16 protein-coding genes and 1 pseudogene are annotated in these 17823 nt (G+C 44.7%); 16 read left to right on the plus strand and 1 reads right to left on the minus strand.

Features of this window, described 5'->3' with window-relative positions:
• From BLA28_RS08530 to BLA28_RS08595, 15 genes and pseudogenes are all read left to right on the plus strand, one after another.
• Entirely contained in the window at nt 1-699 is a 699-nt protein-coding gene (locus tag BLA28_RS08530) for a type II secretion system protein (RefSeq protein ID WP_169897211.1), read from the plus strand.
• A 453-nt stretch (nt 700-1152) separates the two neighbouring features.
• On the plus strand, nt 1153-1638 hold the full coding sequence (locus BLA28_RS08535) for a prepilin-type N-terminal cleavage/methylation domain-containing protein (protein WP_069158693.1): 486 nt from the start codon (nt 1153-1155) through the stop codon (nt 1636-1638).
• Nucleotides 1639-1713: 75 nt separating this feature from the next.
• A pseudogene (locus BLA28_RS34765) lies at nt 1714-1785 on the plus strand (type II secretion system protein); the annotation flags it as partial.
• 54 nt (nt 1786-1839) lie between these two features.
• The gene (locus BLA28_RS08540; RefSeq protein ID WP_069158694.1) at nt 1840-2163 is read left to right on the plus strand and encodes a hypothetical protein; all 324 of its coding nucleotides are present in this window, start codon (nt 1840-1842) and stop codon (nt 2161-2163) included.
• Between the two features lie 12 nt (nt 2164-2175).
• Nucleotides 2176-2625, plus strand: coding sequence for a hypothetical protein (locus BLA28_RS08545; RefSeq protein ID WP_069158695.1), 450 nt, complete (start codon nt 2176-2178; stop codon nt 2623-2625).
• 214 nt (nt 2626-2839) lie between these two features.
• Nucleotides 2840-3496 carry a prepilin peptidase gene (locus tag BLA28_RS08550; RefSeq protein WP_141702972.1) on the plus strand — a complete coding sequence of 219 codons (657 nt, stop codon included), beginning with the start codon at nt 2840-2842 and terminating at the stop codon, nt 3494-3496.
• A gap of 25 nt (nt 3497-3521) precedes the next feature.
• A complete protein-coding gene (locus BLA28_RS08555) occupies nt 3522-4724 on the plus strand; it encodes a type II secretion system F family protein (RefSeq protein WP_069158697.1) in 1203 nt (400 codons plus the stop codon).
• A 19-nt stretch (nt 4725-4743) separates the two neighbouring features.
• A complete protein-coding gene (locus BLA28_RS08560) occupies nt 4744-6201 on the plus strand; it encodes a type IV pilus biogenesis protein PilM (RefSeq protein ID WP_069158698.1) in 1458 nt (485 codons plus the stop codon).
• Nucleotides 6202-6213: 12 nt separating this feature from the next.
• Nucleotides 6214-6915: a hypothetical protein gene (locus BLA28_RS08565; RefSeq protein ID WP_069158699.1), complete on the plus strand. Its 702-nt coding sequence runs from the start codon at nt 6214-6216 to the stop codon at nt 6913-6915.
• Nucleotides 6916-6917: 2 nt separating this feature from the next.
• Nucleotides 6918-8597, plus strand: a complete 1680-nt coding sequence (locus BLA28_RS08570) for a GspE/PulE family protein (RefSeq protein ID WP_207648291.1) — start codon at nt 6918-6920, stop codon at nt 8595-8597.
• Nucleotides 8598-8653: 56 nt separating this feature from the next.
• Nucleotides 8654-9700, plus strand: coding sequence for a type IV pilus twitching motility protein PilT (locus BLA28_RS08575; RefSeq protein WP_044966093.1), 1047 nt, complete (start codon nt 8654-8656; stop codon nt 9698-9700).
• Between the two features lie 153 nt (nt 9701-9853).
• On the plus strand, nt 9854-10318 hold the full coding sequence (locus tag BLA28_RS08580) for a restriction endonuclease (protein ID WP_009254815.1): 465 nt from the start codon (nt 9854-9856) through the stop codon (nt 10316-10318).
• Between the two features lie 83 nt (nt 10319-10401).
• Nucleotides 10402-11103 carry an ABC transporter ATP-binding protein gene (locus BLA28_RS08585; RefSeq protein WP_009254814.1) on the plus strand — a complete coding sequence of 234 codons (702 nt, stop codon included), beginning with the start codon at nt 10402-10404 and terminating at the stop codon, nt 11101-11103.
• 37 nt (nt 11104-11140) lie between these two features.
• Complete coding sequence (locus BLA28_RS08590) at nt 11141-14176, plus strand: ABC transporter permease (RefSeq protein WP_069158700.1); 3036 nt, start codon at nt 11141-11143, stop codon at nt 14174-14176.
• A 164-nt stretch (nt 14177-14340) separates the two neighbouring features.
• Nucleotides 14341-14790: a MarR family winged helix-turn-helix transcriptional regulator gene (locus BLA28_RS08595; RefSeq protein ID WP_242880641.1), complete on the plus strand. Its 450-nt coding sequence runs from the start codon at nt 14341-14343 to the stop codon at nt 14788-14790.
• Between the two features lie 95 nt (nt 14791-14885).
• Here the strand turns inward: BLA28_RS08595 and BLA28_RS08600 are convergent, their stop codons facing one another.
• Nucleotides 14886-16112 carry an ROK family transcriptional regulator gene (locus BLA28_RS08600; protein WP_044966087.1) on the minus strand — a complete coding sequence of 409 codons (1227 nt, stop codon included), beginning with the start codon at nt 16110-16112 and terminating at the stop codon, nt 14886-14888.
• Between the two features lie 302 nt (nt 16113-16414).
• Here BLA28_RS08600 and BLA28_RS08605 point away from each other — a divergent pair, with 302 nt between their 5' ends.
• Nucleotides 16415-17791, plus strand: coding sequence for an ABC transporter substrate-binding protein (locus BLA28_RS08605; protein ID WP_069158702.1), 1377 nt, complete (start codon nt 16415-16417; stop codon nt 17789-17791).
• The last annotated feature ends 32 nt before the right edge of the window (nt 17792-17823 follow it).

Below are 17823 nucleotides of genomic sequence, written 5' to 3' on the forward strand. Positions count from 1 at the left end.
ATGTGGATTTGGAAAAAACTGCGGAATAAAAAAGGCTTTACGCTCATAGAACTGATAGTTACCTTTGTCCTTATCGGAATTTTCATGGTGTCAGCAACTGCCGTAATGTCTTCCTTTATGCATGTATTTGCACGGGTAAAAAGCATTTCAAGCGCTCAGAATGTTGCAGATGTACTTTTAACAAAAGCAGCAGGTGAATTATCCGGCGGACAGGGCGGGGTGTTCTCTCCGAAAAAAGATGAGGAGGAGATACCCACAGAAGAATATTCTTTGTATATCTATCAGAGTCAGGCGTCCGGCGGCAGCAGGCATGACATTGCAGTGTTTCGGAATGAGGAGGGCATTCAGGTAACCATGGGAATGCTTGGTGATATTATACCGTCCCCATCGGATCGAGCCGGGCTGAATGAAAATGCAGTCATGGATCAGATGCTGCTTCTTCGTTACTGCACGAAGGCAATTGATCCGGTAACCGGTGATAAAAACACGGAATATACGAACTGGTACTATGGAAAGCCATCATATATGGGAACGGTTTTAACGCAATTCAAAATTGAGAAAGTGGAAGAAGATAAAAACCTGATCCGGATTACTGTTACATTGGAAAATGCGAAGACTCATTTCAGCCCTCTTACGGTGAGCAGAATAGTGAAATGCAGAAATATGGAAGCACAAAATATAAATGTAACTAAAATTTGAACATTTATTGCCAGTCTCGAATAAAGTGTGCAAATTAGAGTGCAAAATTTATAAAAGATTAATAAAATTTCGTATATTTGTAAAAAAAAACAGGAAATGTTGACAATTAGTGTCGAAAAGTTTATATTAATGATACTAGGAATCTTGTATGTAATAAAACGGTATCTAAAGGGTAACTGCAGAGTGGAGTTTTCCTTTGTATATCGACAATAAAGTATGGGATTATCCGGAGTACGGAAATTGTTAGTAAGGGATTAAAAATCCGAAGATTAAAGGCGAAGGAGGCAGGAAGTAAGAAACGGATTTGGGATATCCGCAATTGCTGTCTTATGGAACTGTGCTGATACACGGCAGATATATTGTGATAAAGGTTTTAATGGCGCAGGGTTTCAGACAGGGTGTTTTAGTTACTGTAGGAATATTAAATAGGAAAAAGATTGGAAGGAAATGAATATGAATTTAGTTGAGAGATTGAAAAAAGATAAAAAGGGATTTACCCTTGTTGAAATGATTGTTGTAATTGTTATTATTGGTATTTTGCTGGCTATATTGGTTCCTGGTATGTTTAAGTATATCCAGAAGGCGAAAGATAAGCAGATTTTGGTTGATGCAAGAACGGCATATTTGGATGTTCAGATGGCGGCACAGGAAGCATATGGAGCTAATGGAATAACAGGGACTAATGTGGAGAGTGCTTTTAAAGAACAGTTAGCGGGTGTTACTTCTCAACAAAAGGTGACAGTAACAGCAGGTACAGGAGATGGTGCTAAGTCTGTAATTGTTACGGTAGATGTGCCAGAGAACGGAACTCTGACAGTAACAGATATAGACGCTGCAACTGGTAAAGTAAAAGCAATGACCTATGTTCGAGGGGATAGACAAATTACAATGACAGATGAAGTATGGGGAGAAGTGGAGCCTGTAGGTTCTGGTGACTAAGGAGATACTGGTACGGGTAATTAGGGCATAATTATTTATATTGTTAATTTTATTTTCTTTATTGGGAGTAACATTATTCAGTACAATAATGGTTTCACTCTAACAGAAATGATTGTCACAATAGTTATTATAGGAATACTGTTATCCATACTCGTACCGGGATTATTCAAATACATTGATAAAGCAAAAGACAGACAGTTCATGGTAAATGCAAGATCTGCATACATTGCTGTCCAGGATAATCTTCTCGAAGCCTTTGGAAGCAGCAATATCGTAACTTTTATTGATGTGATTGCAGATTATCAGTCAAAAGGAGCAGCGGGTTTGACTGTTTCTGATATTGAAGGTATTCCCGAGACTGGTAAAGTAATAATGGATATTAAAGCTATGAATGATATTGGCCTTACAGGTAACAGTATCGACGAAAATACAGGTGAAATTTTGGCGCTGGAATACAGAGAAGGTAACAAATATATTCAGTATGTGAAAGCCAAGGGGTGGACGAATGTTGCTGTCAGTCCTTAGAATGTATAAGTTATGATTAAGAAGTTTTTTAACACAAATAATAAAGCTGTTAATGCCTGCTTATACATATTGGAGATTATCATTATAATTACTTTGATTTTATGCCCGGTTGCATATCATTTCAGTAATAACAGTATGGCAAGAATAACGCTCATGGATGCTAAAAACATACAGTTGGCTATGAGGCTTCTCTCCATTCAGTATTATGGACAGGATCGCAATATTTACCAGCCGGGTGAACCCTATGGTATGGCGGTTGATACAATTAGTCAGATTAAAGAACTCTCCGGTGCCAATGGAGAAATAACGTTAGTATACTGGAATTACGACAAAGCTTTACCTGGCAAGTTCTTTTATCAGACAGATTCATTTCTTGCAGTCTACGAATACGACGCGAAAAGAGATGAGCCGGAATGGAGCATCTACCGTCTGAAAAAGGTAATGGCTCTGGGTGAAGAATAAGTGATTGGGAACAAAAAGTTCCATTCAGCTAATAAAGAGACAGGATAGTTTTTCTGCCCGGTATCATAATGATATCCGGGCAGGAAGTTTATATAGGAAAATATTATTGTCTCTTTCCTGCGGATAATTTATAATAAGCAAAAGAGATGGTTTGTAAGACAGACCGGAATTGCGGGGACGTGTAATGCTGCTGACAGGGAGTATTTTATTATATATGTTGGTGTTTGTAGCAGGCGCCTGCTTTTTTTATCTTCTTAACGGGATAATATATCTGGTGCCAAGAAAATTGGGATTCAAAGAAGGCTATCGGGCATTCCGCAAAGGTGGATTCCGGCCCAGGTATCTGATAAGCATAGTTTTGGGCGGCGCTGCAGCAGTGGCATCCCAAATATACTTTGAAAGCCCCGCAGCATCAGTGACGGTGATTCTTTTCCTGGGGCTTCTCCTGGTGGTGGGGTTTGTGGACTGGGATACCATGGAAATTCCTGATTCTTTTGTGGCAGCAGCCTTTGCATCAGGACTTCTGTCAGTTTTTACCATGCCGGACACGGGTATCCTTTCCAGAATCATTGGTATTTTTGCGGTTAGCGTACCGCTTTTGCTGCTTACACTCGCCGTGCCGGGAGCTTTTGGCGGAGGGGATATTAAGCTGATGGCGGGCTGCGGACTTTTTCTGGGGGCGAAATTGTGCCTCCTTTCTCTGGCTTTTGCGGTTTTGACGGGGGGCCTGTATGGAATCTGGCTTCTGCTCACAAGGAAAAAGGGAGGCAAGGAGCATTTTGCCTTCGGGCCTTTTCTTTGTGTAGGCATGGCGGCCGCTTTGTTTGTGGGGGATTGGGTATTGAACTGGTATATGGGATTGCTTTATTGAAGATAGCGGCACGAAAGGAAACAATATGCCTAAGTACAGTTATAAGGCTAAGGACGAAAATGGAAAATTAGTGACCGGGCTTCTGCAGGCGGCGGATGAAAGAGATCTGCACCAGAAGCTGCAGGCTGATAATAAATATCTGGTCAATGCCAAACGGGAAGAAGAAGCGAAGAGACTTCGCAGGATTAAGGCTAAATATCTGTCTGATTTCTGCAGGCAGATAGGCACGCTTTCGGCTTCCGGTGTTTCCCTTGTGAGGGCATTGAATATTGTGGCTCAGGATGAGACGAATAAGCCCAATGAGAAAACGGTATTTGAAAATCTGCTGCGTCAGGTAAGGCAGGGAACGGCTTTATCGGATGCCATGGAGGATCAGGGAGAGGCATTTCCTGAGCTTTTGATTAATATGTTCCGTTCAGCGGAAACGGCGGGAAATCTGGATGAAACCGCCATGCGCATGGCGGATTTTTATGACAAGCAATTCCGGCTGAACACTAAAATCAGCAATTCTACACTTTATCCTAAAATTCTAAGCGGAGTCATTGTCGTCGTAGTAATATTCATGCTGAGCTATATCCTGCCGCAGTTTCAGGATCTCTTTGATCAGATGGAAGAGCTGCCTGTGCCTACGAAGATTTTGTTCTTTATGAGTGACGGGGTAAAGAATCACTGGGTGATTCTATTGATTCTTCTGGCATTTTTGATTCCGGCCACTATATTTATCTGTCATCTGCCCTCGGTAAAACTTCAATTGGATAAACTGAAAATCAAGCTTCCTGTTTTTGGAAAGCTTCTGATGATTATCTATACGGCCCGGTTTGCCAGAACAATCAGTTCTCTGTATTCTTCGGGAATACCTATTGTACAGGCGCTGCAGATCGGGAGAAAAACAATCGGCAACACATATATAGACAGCCAGTTCGATGATGCGGTTGCCAAAGTACGCTCCGGAGGGAATTTATCGGATGCCCTGGATAATATAAAAGGGTTTACAAAGAAACTGACTTCTGCCGTCAGGGTGGGAGAAGAAACGGGAAGCCTGGATACGATGCTGAATTCTATCGCGGATTCCATGGAATATGAATCCAATATGGCCGTCGACAGAATGGTGGCCACTCTGGAGCCGGTATTGATTGTAGTGATGGCAATTATAGTAGGGTTCATTATGATTTCCGTACTCATGCCTATTTATGGTTCTTATGATGCAATAAGCAATTCGGGATATTAACAGAAAGGACAATGCCTGCATGCAGACTTGTGTATATATGTCCAACCGCAAGATACAGGTGGCGGTCGGAAATCCAAAAAATCATTCCATAGCAGTGAAAAGGCTGTATGAGACGGAGGCGCCGGAGGGAAGCATCATCAATGGTGTAATAACCGGAGAAGAAGAGCTTGGGGCACATTTAAGTCAGTTTTGGAAAGAAAACCATCTTTCCACCAGGAATGTCTGCCTGGTGCTGCACAGTTCTCAGTTTATGGCTAAAACACTGATGATTCCCGCCATGAATACGAATAAAACTTTAAACTATATCCAGAGGGAGTTCCCGGGTGTGAATAATGATTCCGGGAGTGTTTATGGTTATTTCCGGATTTCTGTGAATAAGGGGAAGGGAATGCGGGAGGTTTTTGCCACCCGTATGGAAAGAGATTTTCTGGACTCCTACAGGAAGCTGTTTGCTTCTGTGGGAATCCAGATAAATTCTGTACAGGCAGCCCTTGGATGTGTGGTATCCGTTCTTCATCAGATGGAGCTGGTAAGGGGAAAAACCTGTGTGGTTCAGATACAGGATGAAGATAATCTAACCAGTATTCTGTTGGATAAGGGTATTTACTGTTATTCCAGCGTGAGCCGTACATTCAGCGAGCACGGGACGGAAGGCTATGGTATGGAGGTGGCGAGAAATATCAGCGGAATCCTTCAGTTTGCCTCCGCCCAAAAGCTGGAAAATTCGGTGACGGATGTTTTCTGGGCGGGCTTCCCGGAAAGGGATATGCAGGTATGTGCGCAGGCTTTGGAACAGATGGATCCAGATCTGAAGGCGGGTATGCTTGAAGATGAAAAGGTGATACGTTTCGGTGATGGGGCTGTGGACAATTTCCTTTTTGCGGTCAGCGGCCTGTTCAGGCTGGAAAAGGAAAGCAATCTGTATTACCGGTATAAGAAAAGCTCTGAGAGCCATCAGAAGCGTATAAGTCTGATGAAACAGCTGATTCCGGTATTGCTTCTTCTTGTGGTTATGCTGATGATTACCGGTTTTTTTGTGGGAAACTGCCTGATAACGCAAAAGAGGCTGCAGGAGGTGAGGGATTATAATGAAAATCCTGAGGTTCTGGAGCAAAGCGCCCAATATGATGAGCTGGAAAGCCGTCTTATGTGGAACCAGACTTTGAAAGCATCTCTGGAACGGGCTAAAAGGAATATAGAATCCTATCCATCCTTTAACAGTTCTGTCCGTAAGGAAATAGAAAGCTGTTCTTTGGGGCAGGTGGTGATTGAAGTGCTGAGCTTTGACGCAGCTACAGGTATTGTGAATGTGGATACTGCTGCGCCGGAGGTAGAGGATATCAACCAGTTCATTGATCGGCTGGAGGAAAGGGACATTTTTGAACAGCTGGATTATACGGGCTATGTCTGGTCGGAAGAGAGAGGGATGTGGACCATCAATCTGGTTTGCTATCTTTCTGAAAATGCCGGGAAATAGGAGGAGAGCAGTGTGAAGATAACAACAGAAATTACGGATAGAGATAAAAAGCTGCTTCTGTTCCTGGCAATCTTTGTAATCGTTGTGGTATTCGGCTTTTTTATCATACGCCCTCTGGCGGAGACGGATGCCGCATTGAAGGAAGAGCTGGCAGTTCAGGAAGAACTGCAGATCCGTACGCAGCAGAAGCTGATGCTCCTGCCTTCCATGCAGGCTAATGTGGAAAAGACAGAGGAGGAGCTGGCGGCGGCTGCCGAGGATTTTTACCCGGTTATGAAGAGTCAGGAAATCGACAAGCTTCTTACGGGCATTGCATTATCCTGGGGACTGGAATCCAGGCAGCTGGTTATTCAGATGCCTGAGGGAGAGATGATACTTGACCCTTTTTATGCTTCTCAGGCTGCGCTTGAGGAAATGCTTTCACAGGCAATTGGGCAGGATGGGGAGGAACAGACGGATACTGTCCAGAAAACCTCCACCTCTTTTTATGGGATTTATGCGGCGCAGGTGATGCTTACCATAAAGGGCGAGCGCAGTGTGCTGGAGCAGATGGCGGATGAAATATCCGAAGATTATCCGGCTATCCGCATTACGGGTGCTGTATGGGGGAAAGAAAACAGCAGCCTGCGGAATGAGGCAGGGGAGTATGTATCTTCTTTGAATGATACCCTGCAGCTTCAGATGGAAATATATATGTATAAAAGGGACGAATAATAATGGAAACAGCGTCAATTAAAAATATCAGGCTGGGGCAGCTTCTGAAGGAAGCCGGGTATGTAACCGAAGAACAGATCGAAAGGGCTGTGGAATACCAGAAGCAGAATCCTGGTATGCGAATAGGGGATGCCCTTATAGCTCTGGAATTTATAACAGAAGGTCAGAAAGTGGAAGCCCTTGCGGCCAAGCTGGCTTTGCAGACCATAGATATATCCTCTGTTTCGGTGGATATTGATGCTGTGGGGATGATCCCAAGGCAGCTGGCGGAGAGGTATCTGATGCTGGCAGTCAGCAAAAATGGGGATCGGCTCACGGTGATCACCAATGATCCGCTGAATTATTATGGCATTGAGGATATCCGTCAGATAACAGGTATGCAGACAGAAATCCAGCTGTGTGAAAAATACGCGCTGGAAAATGCCATCTCCTATTATTATTCCGAGGTATCCGCCAAAATGGCGGCTAAGAAGGCAAATACAAGCAGTGAAGATATGGTGGAGGAGCTGCAGATTGAAGAAGCGGATGATGACACCCCTGTCATCAACCTGCTGAATACTTTGATCGAGAGAGCAGCGAATACCAACGCCAGTGATATCCATATCGAACCCTTCGAGCATAAGACAACGGTCCGTATGCGTCTGGACGGAACGATCACGGAATATGTCACCCTGCAGAAGCAGCTTCATGCTTCCCTGATAGCGCGTATCAAGATTTTGTCTGATTTGGATATTGCCGAAAGGCGCGCCCCGCAGGATGGACATTTCAGGACTCAGGTAAAGGATGAGATGATCAATATCCGTGTCTCTGTGATTCCCACTGTTTTCGGGGAAAAGGCGGTGCTGCGTCTGCTGACGGGAAATGCGGCGATTGACCATCCGGCTTCTTTTGGAATGAAGGATTCTGATTATCAGAAATTCCGCAGGCTTCTGCGTTCACCCAACGGGATTATTTATCTGACAGGCCCTACGGGAAGCGGAAAGTCCACGACTTTGTATATGATACTGGAGGAGATGTCGGAAAAGCAGGTGAATATCTCCACAATTGAGGATCCGGTTGAAAAAAATGTGCCGAGAATCAATCAGATGCAGGTGAATGCACTGGCCGGAGTAACCTTTGAGTCGGGGCTTCGCGCCCTTCTGCGTCAGGATCCGGATATTATCATGGTGGGAGAGACGCGTGATGCGGAAACGGCGTCTATATCCGTGCGTGCCGCTATTACCGGACATCTTGTTTTTTCAACGCTTCATACCAATGATTCCGTATCCTCAGTCATCCGGCTTGTGGACATGGGGCTGGAACCGTATATGATCGCCAATTCCCTGGTAGGTGTGGTAGCCCAGAGGCTGATGCGAAAGGTATGTCCGTACTGCGCACAGGAGGAAGAACCCACGGAAGAGGAGCGGGAATTCCTGGAACGTGATATTCCTAAGGTAATGCGTCCCAAAGGATGCCGGTATTGTAATAATACGGGGTATAAGGGACGTACCGCCATCCATGAAATCCTCACCATCGACAGGCCGATCCGGGAAATGATATCCCGCAAAGCCACCATGGAGGAGGTCAAGGACTATGCCATTGAAAAGCAGGGGATGAAAACCCTGAAGGAATGCGGCGTGGAACTGGTGGAAGCGGGAGTGACCACTATGGAAGAGCTGATGAAGGTTGCCTATTATGCATAACGCAGGAGAATGCTGTTAAACTGTTATAAGAGAGAAGAACCCGGAAGGAGTCATGAATGGACATTCATACAATCATTGCCATGGGACGGCAGACAGGGTGCTCGGATATTCATTTGTCGGAAGGGCTGCCCATGCTGATAAGAGTAAAAGGAACGCTGGTGTATGCGCCTATCCAGCCGGGAGAGGAAGAGACCCGGCAGATGATCCTCCAGATGCCGGATGCATGGCTGCAGAAGGAATTTTCGGAAGGAAAAGATGTGGATTTTGCCATACAGTCTCCAGATGGGGGAAGGGAACGTGTAAATATTTTCCGGCAGCAGGGAAAGCTGGCCTGCACCATCCGTCTGCTCAATGACCGCATTCCCACCATAGAAGAGCTGCAGCTTCCGCCCATACTGAAACAGCTGGCCGATGAACCGAGAGGGCTGATATTGGTAACAGGGCCTACGGGAAGCGGTAAGTCCACTACGTTGGCAGCCATGATTGACTACGTGAATGCCTCCAGGCCGGAGCATATCATTACGATAGAGGACCCGATTGAGTATATGTATGAAAGAAAGCAGGCGCTGATCCATCAGAGAGAGGTGGGAAGGGATGTTTCCTCTTTTGCCGCCGCTCTGCGCTCTGCCCTGCGTGAGGATCCGGATATCATTCTGGTAGGGGAAATGAGGGATTATGAAACGATTTCCGCCGCCCTGACAGCTGCGGAAACCGGGCATCTGGTGCTTTCCACCCTTCATACCACAGGGGCGGCGCAGACGATAGACCGTATTATTGACGCCTGCCCGGCCTCCAGCCAGAACCAGGTACGCATCCAGCTTTCCGGAGTGCTGAAAGGGATCATTACCCAGTGTCTGATCCCCACGGCAGACGGAAGGGGACGGACAGCGGCAACGGAGCTGCTTACGGGGACGGATGCGGTCATGAATCTGATCAGGGAAAGCAAGGGGCATCAGATGTCCACCATCATGCAGTCCGGTGCGGCAAACGGCATGCATACGCTGAACGGAGATCTTGCCCGTCTTGTGTCTCTGGGAATGATTACACGGGAAAATGCGTATAAATATTCCAATGACAAGAGAGATTTAATAAATTATATCTAGGAAATCAGAAGAAAAAAGAGTATTATGTAAATGAGGGGAATCAGAGCCGGCGCCGGTAAGACAGCCGGTCTGGTTCTTTTTGTGATAGAAGGCGCGTCCTTAAGGATAAAATAAAGGCCGGAGAAGGCCATACAGATAATGGAGTTTCGTTATATGGATCAGTCATCAGTTATTTTTATCAGTATTATGTCTGCAGCGGGCCTGGCGGTTCTTGTTTTTGCCGCTTTTCTGGTATCAAGGAGGTGGAAGCGCAGAAGAAGAAGCCAGCTGATGGATGAAATGGAAGGGCATGATTTCGAATATTTTTGTGCGGATCTTCTGCGGAAAAACGGATTCCTGGATGTGGAGGTCACGAAGGGAAGCGGAGATTACGGTGTGGATATCCTGGCGGAAAAGGATGGAGTGACTTATGCGGTTCAGTGTAAGTGCTACAATGCGCCAATCGGCGTGAAAGCCGTACAGGAGGTCTACGCGGGCCGGGACTATTATGACAGGATGGTAGGAGCGGTAATGACAAACCAGTATTTTACTTCAGCAGCGGTTGCGGCAGCAGGGAAGCTGAAGATTCTTCTCTGGGACAGAGGTTATATTGACAGCATGATGGAAGAACAGGATTAGAATGCGTCCGGAGAGCGCTGCCTCCGGCTGTGGAGCATTCTATGGCTCAGGCGTGTTGAACGCCGGAAGAAGGCGGTACGGTTATGGCATTTGTGGAATTTAAAAATGTAAAAAAAGTATATCATATGGGAGAAGTGGATATCCATGCCCTGCAGGATGTGAATTTTGAGATTCAGGAAGGGGAATTCTGCGTTATTGTAGGAGCTTCCGGGGCAGGGAAAACCACGATATTAAATATTCTGGGAGGGATGGATACTCTTTCCGAGGGGCAGGTCATACTGGATGGGAAGGAAATTTCTGCTTATAATCAGAGGCAGCTGACTTCCTACAGAAGATATGAAATAGGGTTTGTCTTTCAGTTTTATAATCTGATTCAGAATCTGACAGCCCTGGAAAATGTGGAGCTGGCGTCACAGATATCCAGGAACCCGCTGGATGCGGGGGAAACATTGAAAAAGGTGGGGCTGGAGGAGAGAATGTCCAATTTCCCAGCCCAGCTTTCCGGCGGAGAGCAGCAGAGGGTGGCGATTGCCAGGGCGCTTGCCAAGAATCCCAAGCTGCTGCTTTGTGATGAGCCTACGGGTGCGCTGGATTATAATACGGGAAAGGCGGTGTTGAAGCTGCTGCAGGATACCTGCCGGGAGACGGGGATGACTGTGGTGGTTATTACCCATAATCAGGCCATTACGGCCATGGCGGATCGTATTATCCGGGTAAAGAGCGGCACCATACGCAGCATGGAAATGAATCCCCATATTACGCCGGTTGAAGAAATTGAATGGTAGCAGAAGGTAATCGTTTGTCAGTCGGAAGAGGGATAGAATGAAATCTACCATATTAAAGACAACTTTACGGGAAATCAGAGAAAGCCTGGGACGCTATATGGCTATTTTAGCCATTGTAGCGCTGGGGGTTGGTTTTTTTACGGGATTAAAGGTAACAAAGCCGGCCATGCTTAAGGCGGGCGGTGAGTATCTGGAGAAGAATAACCTGTATGATCTGCGCCTGCTGTCTACGGTCGGTTTCGACGAACAGGATGTGAAAGAACTGAACAGCCGCGAAGGTGTGGAAATCGCAGAAGGCGCGGTATATGTGGATTTTCTCGCTCAGGATGAGAGCGGGGCGGAAACAGTCCTGCGCGCTCATTCGCTGTTATGGGTACAGAACCATGTGGTGGTGAAGGAAGGGAGAATGCCTACGGCGCCGGATGAATGTGTGGTGGACAGCCTGAGCTTTACACGGAAAGATATCGGTACCACCATCCGTGTTTCTGAGAACAATGAAGAAGATACCATAGATATGTTTGCCGGCAGGGAATATAAAATTGTGGGTATCTGTGACGCTTCTTATTATATTAATTATGAAAGAGGAAGCACCGCTCTGGGGAATGGCAAGCTGAAGGGCTATATTTATATACCTGAGGACGGGTTTGATACGGATACCTATACGGAGGTTTTCATACGTCTTACGGATAAATTCCCTCTCTACAGCCAGGAATATAAGGATTATATTGACGAGGCCATGGATTGGGCGGAACCGCTTTGTGAGGATGTGGCCCAGGCACGTTATGAAAGGCTTAAGGAGGACGCGGAGTGGCAGATCGCCGACGGCGAACGGGAGCTGGAGAAACGGGTGTCCGAAGCGGATGAAAAGCTGGCAGATGCCAAAGATGAGCTTCTGGACGGAGAAAAGGAAATAGAGGATGCCAAAAAGGAAATAGCAGACGGCTGGCAGGAGATCGCCGATGCCAGAGCGGAAATCGGAGAAAACCGGCAGAAAGTGACGGATTCCCTGTCTGAACTGGAGGATGGAAAGGCTGAAATAGCAGATGGCCTGGAGCTTCTGGAGGAAAAGAGGATAGAGGCTTCGGATATGGAGGACGGCGATGAAAAGGATGCTTACGAAACCGGCCTGAATCTGAAGGAAGCGCAGGTAAAGGGAAAGAAAGCCCAGGTAGAGGCAGGGCTTGCCCAGGCCAATATGGGAAGCCGGCAGCTGGAGGCGGCTGAAAATAAAATAGCCAGGGAAGAGAAAAAACTGGAGGATGCGGAAAAAGAGCTGGAAGACGCGGAAAAAGAACTGGCGGACGGCTGGGAGGAATATGAAGAAAACCGGCAGAAGCTGGCGGATGAGAAGGTGGACGCAAGGAAGGAGCTGGAGGATGCCAGAGAAAAACTGGCGGATTTGAAGGAGCCGGAAACCTATGTGCTGGGCCGGGATAAAAATATCGGTTATGCCTGTTTTGAAAGTGATTCGGATATTGTAGAGGGAATTTCCAATGTATTTCCTATTTTCTTTTTCCTGGTGGCTGCGCTGGTGTGTATTACTACCATGACGAGGATGGTGGAGGAGCAGAGGACGCAGATAGGTATCCTGAAGGCACTTGGCTACAGCGAAGGCACTATCATGGGGAAATATCTGTTTTATTCAGGAAGCGCCGCCGTACTGGGCTGCGGCATCGGATTCCTGCTTGGTTCCTATATTTTCCCTGTGGTTATCTGGAGCGCGTACCGGATTATGTACCGGCTGGGGGATATCCGGATTATTCTGGACTGGAAGCTGGGGTTAATTTCCCTTATCGTCTCCATTTTATGCTCCATGGGAACAACGATTGCCACTTGCCGCTATGAGCTGACCAGTGTGGCGGCCGAACTGATGCGGCCCAAAGCCCCAAAAAGCGGCAAGCGGATCATTCTGGAGCGTATTCCCTTTTTATGGAACCGTATGAAATTTCTGCGGAAGGTTTCTGCCAGGAATATTTTCCGGTATAAACAGCGTTTTTACATGATGGTTTTCGGCATCGGAGGCTGTACGGCGCTGCTGCTGACCGGTTTTGGAATCAAAGATTCTATTAAAAGCATTACCTACAACCAGTTTGATGAAATCCAGATAAATGATATGAGTGTGGTTTTCAATGATCCATGGTATGAAATGGATAACAGTGATTTTGAAGAAATCATGGCGGAGAATGCGGAAAGGTATACCCTTGTTTTTGAAGAGAGTACGGATTTGACTAAGGGTGACAAAAGCAAGTCTCTTACTCTGGTGATTCCCGAAAAAGCGGAGGATATTTCTTCTTTTCTGAATCTGCATACAACACGTGATGTACCGATCGCTTTCCCGGGTAAGGGCGAAGTGGTTCTTACGGAAAAGCTGGCTGATAAATGCGGGGCCGGTATCGGAGATATGGTTACCCTGCAGGATGACGATATGAATACACTGGAGCTGAAGGTTTCCGGCATCAGCGAAAATTATGTCTATAATTATGCCTATATCAGCCCGGAAACCTGGACGGAGCAGATCGGGAGTGCGCCGGAATACAAAAGCGCTTATATCAATGTGAAAGAAGAAAAGGATGTCCACAGCGTATCCGCTGCCGTAATGAACTGTGACGGCGTGGCTTCCGTTACCGTAAACGACGATATGAAAGTGCGTTTCAGCAGTATGATGAAGAGCCTGGATTATGTAGTGCTTCTGATTATCGGCTGCGCGGGTTCCCTAGCATTTATCGTGCTGTATAATCTGACTAATATCAATATAACGGAAAGACTGCGGGAGATCGCCACTATCAAAGTGCTGGGCTTTTACCGCAGGGAAACCGCGAGCTATGTATTCCGGGAAAACCTGGTGCTGACAGGAATAGGGGCCGGAGTGGGGCTGATAATGGGTCGGTATCTCCATCAGTTTGTCATGTATAACATCGATATTGATATGATTGCTTTTGACGTGCATATTGCGCCCCTCAGTGTCCTGTACAGTATTGTTCTCACCTTTGTGTTCGCGGGGATTGTGGACTGGGCCATGAACAAAAAGCTGGACGGCATCAATATGGCGGAATCCATGAAATCAGTGGAGTAAACAAGACAGAGAGTAATTCCGGAACTGGAAAATAAATGAATATTTGAGTTTCAAAGCATTTTGGTTGAAATATGGAGTGGAGTAAATTATAATAGAGAAGATAAGTGATCGTTGTAAGGATGACTGATAAAGAAGTCTTGCTGCAGGCAAAGGAGGAAGCCCCGTTGGATATCAATGAAACACTCAATGAACTGTTGGTGAAGCTGTTCCGCAGCATCAACGCGATTGAGGAGCAGGCCATCCGCACGGAAGAATATAAGGATATGACCACCAACGACATGCACGTCATTGAGGCCATAGGTACCGGTGCGGCCAGGAATATGACTTCCGTGGCCAAGGCTCTTGCAGTAACTACGGGAACTCTTACAATCTCTGTAAACAGCCTGGTGAAAAAAGGATATGTGGATCGTGTCAGGAGTGAGGAAGACCGGCGTGTGGTTCTTATTTCCCTGACTGCTAAAGGGAAGAAGGCATTTGCCCATCATAAAAGGTTTCATGATGAGATGATACAGATGGTGTTGGAAGGGCTGAGTGAAGACGAACAGGCCGTGCTGGAGAAGTCTCTGGGGAACTTGCTCGGGTTTTTCCAGGGGATACAGAATGGGAAGAAATAGATAAAAGCTGGTTAACAAACAAAATAATTATATTCAGAGGAATCCCTCAATAACAGATGTTTAAATATCTGTTATCGGGGGATTTTTCAATACAATTATTTAAAAAGAGAGAGATTCAGTGAGAATATTTTATCCGCAATAAAAGCGATAGAACCAATTAACGGAGCATTACCATTAAACTTAGAATGGATAACAGTTATATCATCATAATTGGCAGATAAAAGAGTGCGGGACAATTTATTCTTAATAATATCTTCAATAATAAAACCATTGAGAGAAGAATCATACCCGACAATTAAAGTGGCTATATTTAGTAAATTAAGAGTATTAATTAATGCATAAGAAACGTAAGAACAAAACTCTTCAATTACAATAATAGCAAGAGCATCTTTTCTATTTGCACAATCTACAATATCATACCAGGTTGGATGACTGACAGATGCCAGGGGAGAAGCAGGATAGAAGGGAGATAATTCAAAAACCTTTTGTCTCATATTGTCTACATTGGCATACAGATCAAGGCATCCCTTATTTCCGCAGGCACATTGAGGACCTGCAAAATTAATCGAAGTATGTCCGATTTCTCCGCTTTGACCTGTGTCTCCCTCATATAAACTGTCTTTTAAAACAAGTCCGGAGCCAATTCCATTCATAATATGAAGATAAGTGAAGTTAGGAATATCTTTTCCAATACCATATAATTTTTCTGCAAGTGCTCCTGCATTGGCATCATTTACTAAAAAAGTGGGAAGCCCCGTAATTTTATGGATGATAGAAGTAATTGGAAAATTTTCTATTCCATAGAAATAGGGAGGATTCAATATTATTCCATCGGAACTGTTTAATGGACCAAGCGAAGCGATGCTGATTGCCAGTATTGGACGTTCTATTCGGGCTGTTAATGTTTGAAATCCCTGCATGAGCATATCAATCAATGCATCCCCGTTTTCAAGACTGGAAAATTCATAATTGATTTGTTCCAAAATAGTTCCGCTTAAATCACCTATGACAATCTGACATAATTCTCTTTTTATCAACATACCGCATATGCAGGGAGAATCAGGAGAAAGAGTAAGCATAATAGGTTTTCTGCCATAATTACCATTGTTTTGAGGGAACGGATTATCCGACAGGTTTTTTTCGGTAACGATTCCCTGTTCAATCAATTCGGTTACGATATTTCCGACTGTCATTTTGGATAATCCTGTCATTTTAGCTATATCAACACGGGAAACCCCCTTATTCACTGTAATGAGCTTTAACACTAGCATACGGTTTTTTTGTTTTACATCCTGATTATTTGATCCTGAACTTTTCTGCATTTGTTTCTCCCTATTTCTTTTGCAGCATGAGTAAAAACTCTATGACAGATGAAACAGCATACCTTTATTCAAATTATAACATAGTGTTTATAAAAGACAATAGTATAGAAGATTTATTAAATATAAAAATATAGATTAATTATATAGAAAATATAAACAAAATATGATATGTAAAATTGTTATTTATATAGAATATGCAAATATATAATAAAATTAATTGACTTTAATCTATATATTTACTACAATTCAATTGTAAACATCAATATGTTATCAGCGTATATATTACGCAGGACGGAGGGAGTATGAAGAAAAAAATATTATCAATAGCTTTGGTATTTATGCTGGGGGCATCTGTTCTGGCAGGATGTGGACAGAAGGAGGCGGAGGAACCTTCTGTGAAACAGACGCAGGATAGCGAACCTGCTTCCGAAGAAAAAAACACGGAAGAGAAGGCAGAAACAGAAAATTCCGAATTAAGCGGAAAAATTACTTTTTGGACCACAGGGGATAAGAGTAATACTAATGACCATACCTATCCGTGGATGGAAGAAAATATTAAGCTTTTTGAAGAAAAGTATCCGGGATGTGAAGTAGAAGCGACTTTTATAGCATCCGGTGAAGATTATCTTACAAAAATAACTACGGAAGTTGCGGCAGGTAATGCTCCGGATGTATTTCGTACATATCTCACCGGCAGGCTACAGCCGTTTGTTGATGGAGGAAAGGTGCTGCCTATTGAACATATGTTGGAAACCTATCCGGAAACAAAAGGAATAATGAATGATAAGGCACTTGCATTATCTACATTTGACGGAAAGGCTTATGCGATTCCTTTGATTGCAAGTGGGGAAATGTTCTTTTATAATAAAAAGATTTTTGCAGAATGCGGTGCCGAGATTCCCAAAACGTATGATGAGTTATTGGCGCTGGTAGATCTTTTTAATGAAAAAGGTATTACACCCTGTATGTTAGGAATTTCAGATCCCTGGCCGGGAACCATTCCTTATATGATGATTTTTAATCGCCTGAATGGTAATGGACTTTATGAAAAGGTAGTCCTTAATAAAGAAGCCGATTTTGCAAATGATGCTTTTGTTAATGCCGGTAAATATCTGCAGGAGATAGTAAATAGGAAAATGTTTAATGAATCGATTGTTGCTATTTCCCAGGAAGAGGCTGGCAATAAATTTAAGGCTGGTGAATCAGCTATGATTATTGATGGCTCATGGTCAGTACCGGGTTATGCCGAAACATTAGGGGAAGATGTTGGAATTTTTAATTTCCCTGAAATTGAAGGAGGAACCGGAAGTTCCGATGATTGGCTTATGAATTTTGATGAAGGATTTGCGATTTCTTCCGGGACCAAAAACCAACCGGTAGCGGAAGCCTTCCTGGCATTCATTTTTTCTCCGGAAAGACAGGCAGCTTATGCAGAGACGGGAGCTCTTATTGCATGTAAGAATGTAAATTATGATACCAGTAAGATAAGTGCACTAACGACGGAAGTATTGGACGCATTTGAGAGTGCCGCCTATTCTATTATACCTTGGGATAATCCGTTGGGAACTGACGTGGGACAGGAATTAAATAATACTACGCAGGCGATTATTACAGGAGGAGATCCTCAGAAAGAGTTTGAAAAGCTGCAGGAATATGCAGAAGATGCCTGGGGTGAATGATATTTCAGGCCTGCCTTCGTTATGAGGGCAGG

It is taken from the genome of Eisenbergiella tayi (assembly GCF_001881565.1).
Taxonomy (GTDB): domain Bacteria; phylum Bacillota; class Clostridia; order Lachnospirales; family Lachnospiraceae; genus Eisenbergiella; species Eisenbergiella tayi.

What these genes read in the sequence shown, in the direction of transcription:
- BLA28_RS08530 (WP_169897211.1), top strand. Translation starts at nt 1, where the DNA reads ATGTGGATTTGGAAAAAACTGCGGAATAAAAAAGGCTTTACGCTCATA.
- BLA28_RS08585 (WP_009254814.1), top strand. Translation starts at nt 10,402, where the DNA reads ATGGCATTTGTGGAATTTAAAAATGTAAAAAAAGTATATCATATGGGA.
- BLA28_RS08580 (WP_009254815.1), top strand. Translation starts at nt 9,854, where the DNA reads ATGGATCAGTCATCAGTTATTTTTATCAGTATTATGTCTGCAGCGGGC.
- BLA28_RS08590 (WP_069158700.1), top strand. Translation starts at nt 11,141, where the DNA reads ATGAAATCTACCATATTAAAGACAACTTTACGGGAAATCAGAGAAAGC.
- BLA28_RS08540 (WP_069158694.1), top strand. Translation starts at nt 1,840, where the DNA reads ATGGTAAATGCAAGATCTGCATACATTGCTGTCCAGGATAATCTTCTC.
- BLA28_RS08600 (WP_044966087.1), bottom strand. Translation starts at nt 16,112, where the DNA reads ATGCAGAAAAGTTCAGGATCAAATAATCAGGATGTAAAACAAAAAAAC.
- BLA28_RS08605 (WP_069158702.1), top strand. Translation starts at nt 16,415, where the DNA reads ATGAAGAAAAAAATATTATCAATAGCTTTGGTATTTATGCTGGGGGCA.
- BLA28_RS08550 (WP_141702972.1), top strand. Translation starts at nt 2,840, where the DNA reads ATGTTGGTGTTTGTAGCAGGCGCCTGCTTTTTTTATCTTCTTAACGGG.
- BLA28_RS08575 (WP_044966093.1), top strand. Translation starts at nt 8,654, where the DNA reads ATGGACATTCATACAATCATTGCCATGGGACGGCAGACAGGGTGCTCG.
- BLA28_RS08560 (WP_069158698.1), top strand. Translation starts at nt 4,744, where the DNA reads ATGCAGACTTGTGTATATATGTCCAACCGCAAGATACAGGTGGCGGTC.
- BLA28_RS08545 (WP_069158695.1), top strand. Translation starts at nt 2,176, where the DNA reads ATGATTAAGAAGTTTTTTAACACAAATAATAAAGCTGTTAATGCCTGC.
- BLA28_RS08535 (WP_069158693.1), top strand. Translation starts at nt 1,153, where the DNA reads ATGAATTTAGTTGAGAGATTGAAAAAAGATAAAAAGGGATTTACCCTT.
- BLA28_RS08570 (WP_207648291.1), top strand. Translation starts at nt 6,918, where the DNA reads ATGGAAACAGCGTCAATTAAAAATATCAGGCTGGGGCAGCTTCTGAAG.
- BLA28_RS08555 (WP_069158697.1), top strand. Translation starts at nt 3,522, where the DNA reads ATGCCTAAGTACAGTTATAAGGCTAAGGACGAAAATGGAAAATTAGTG.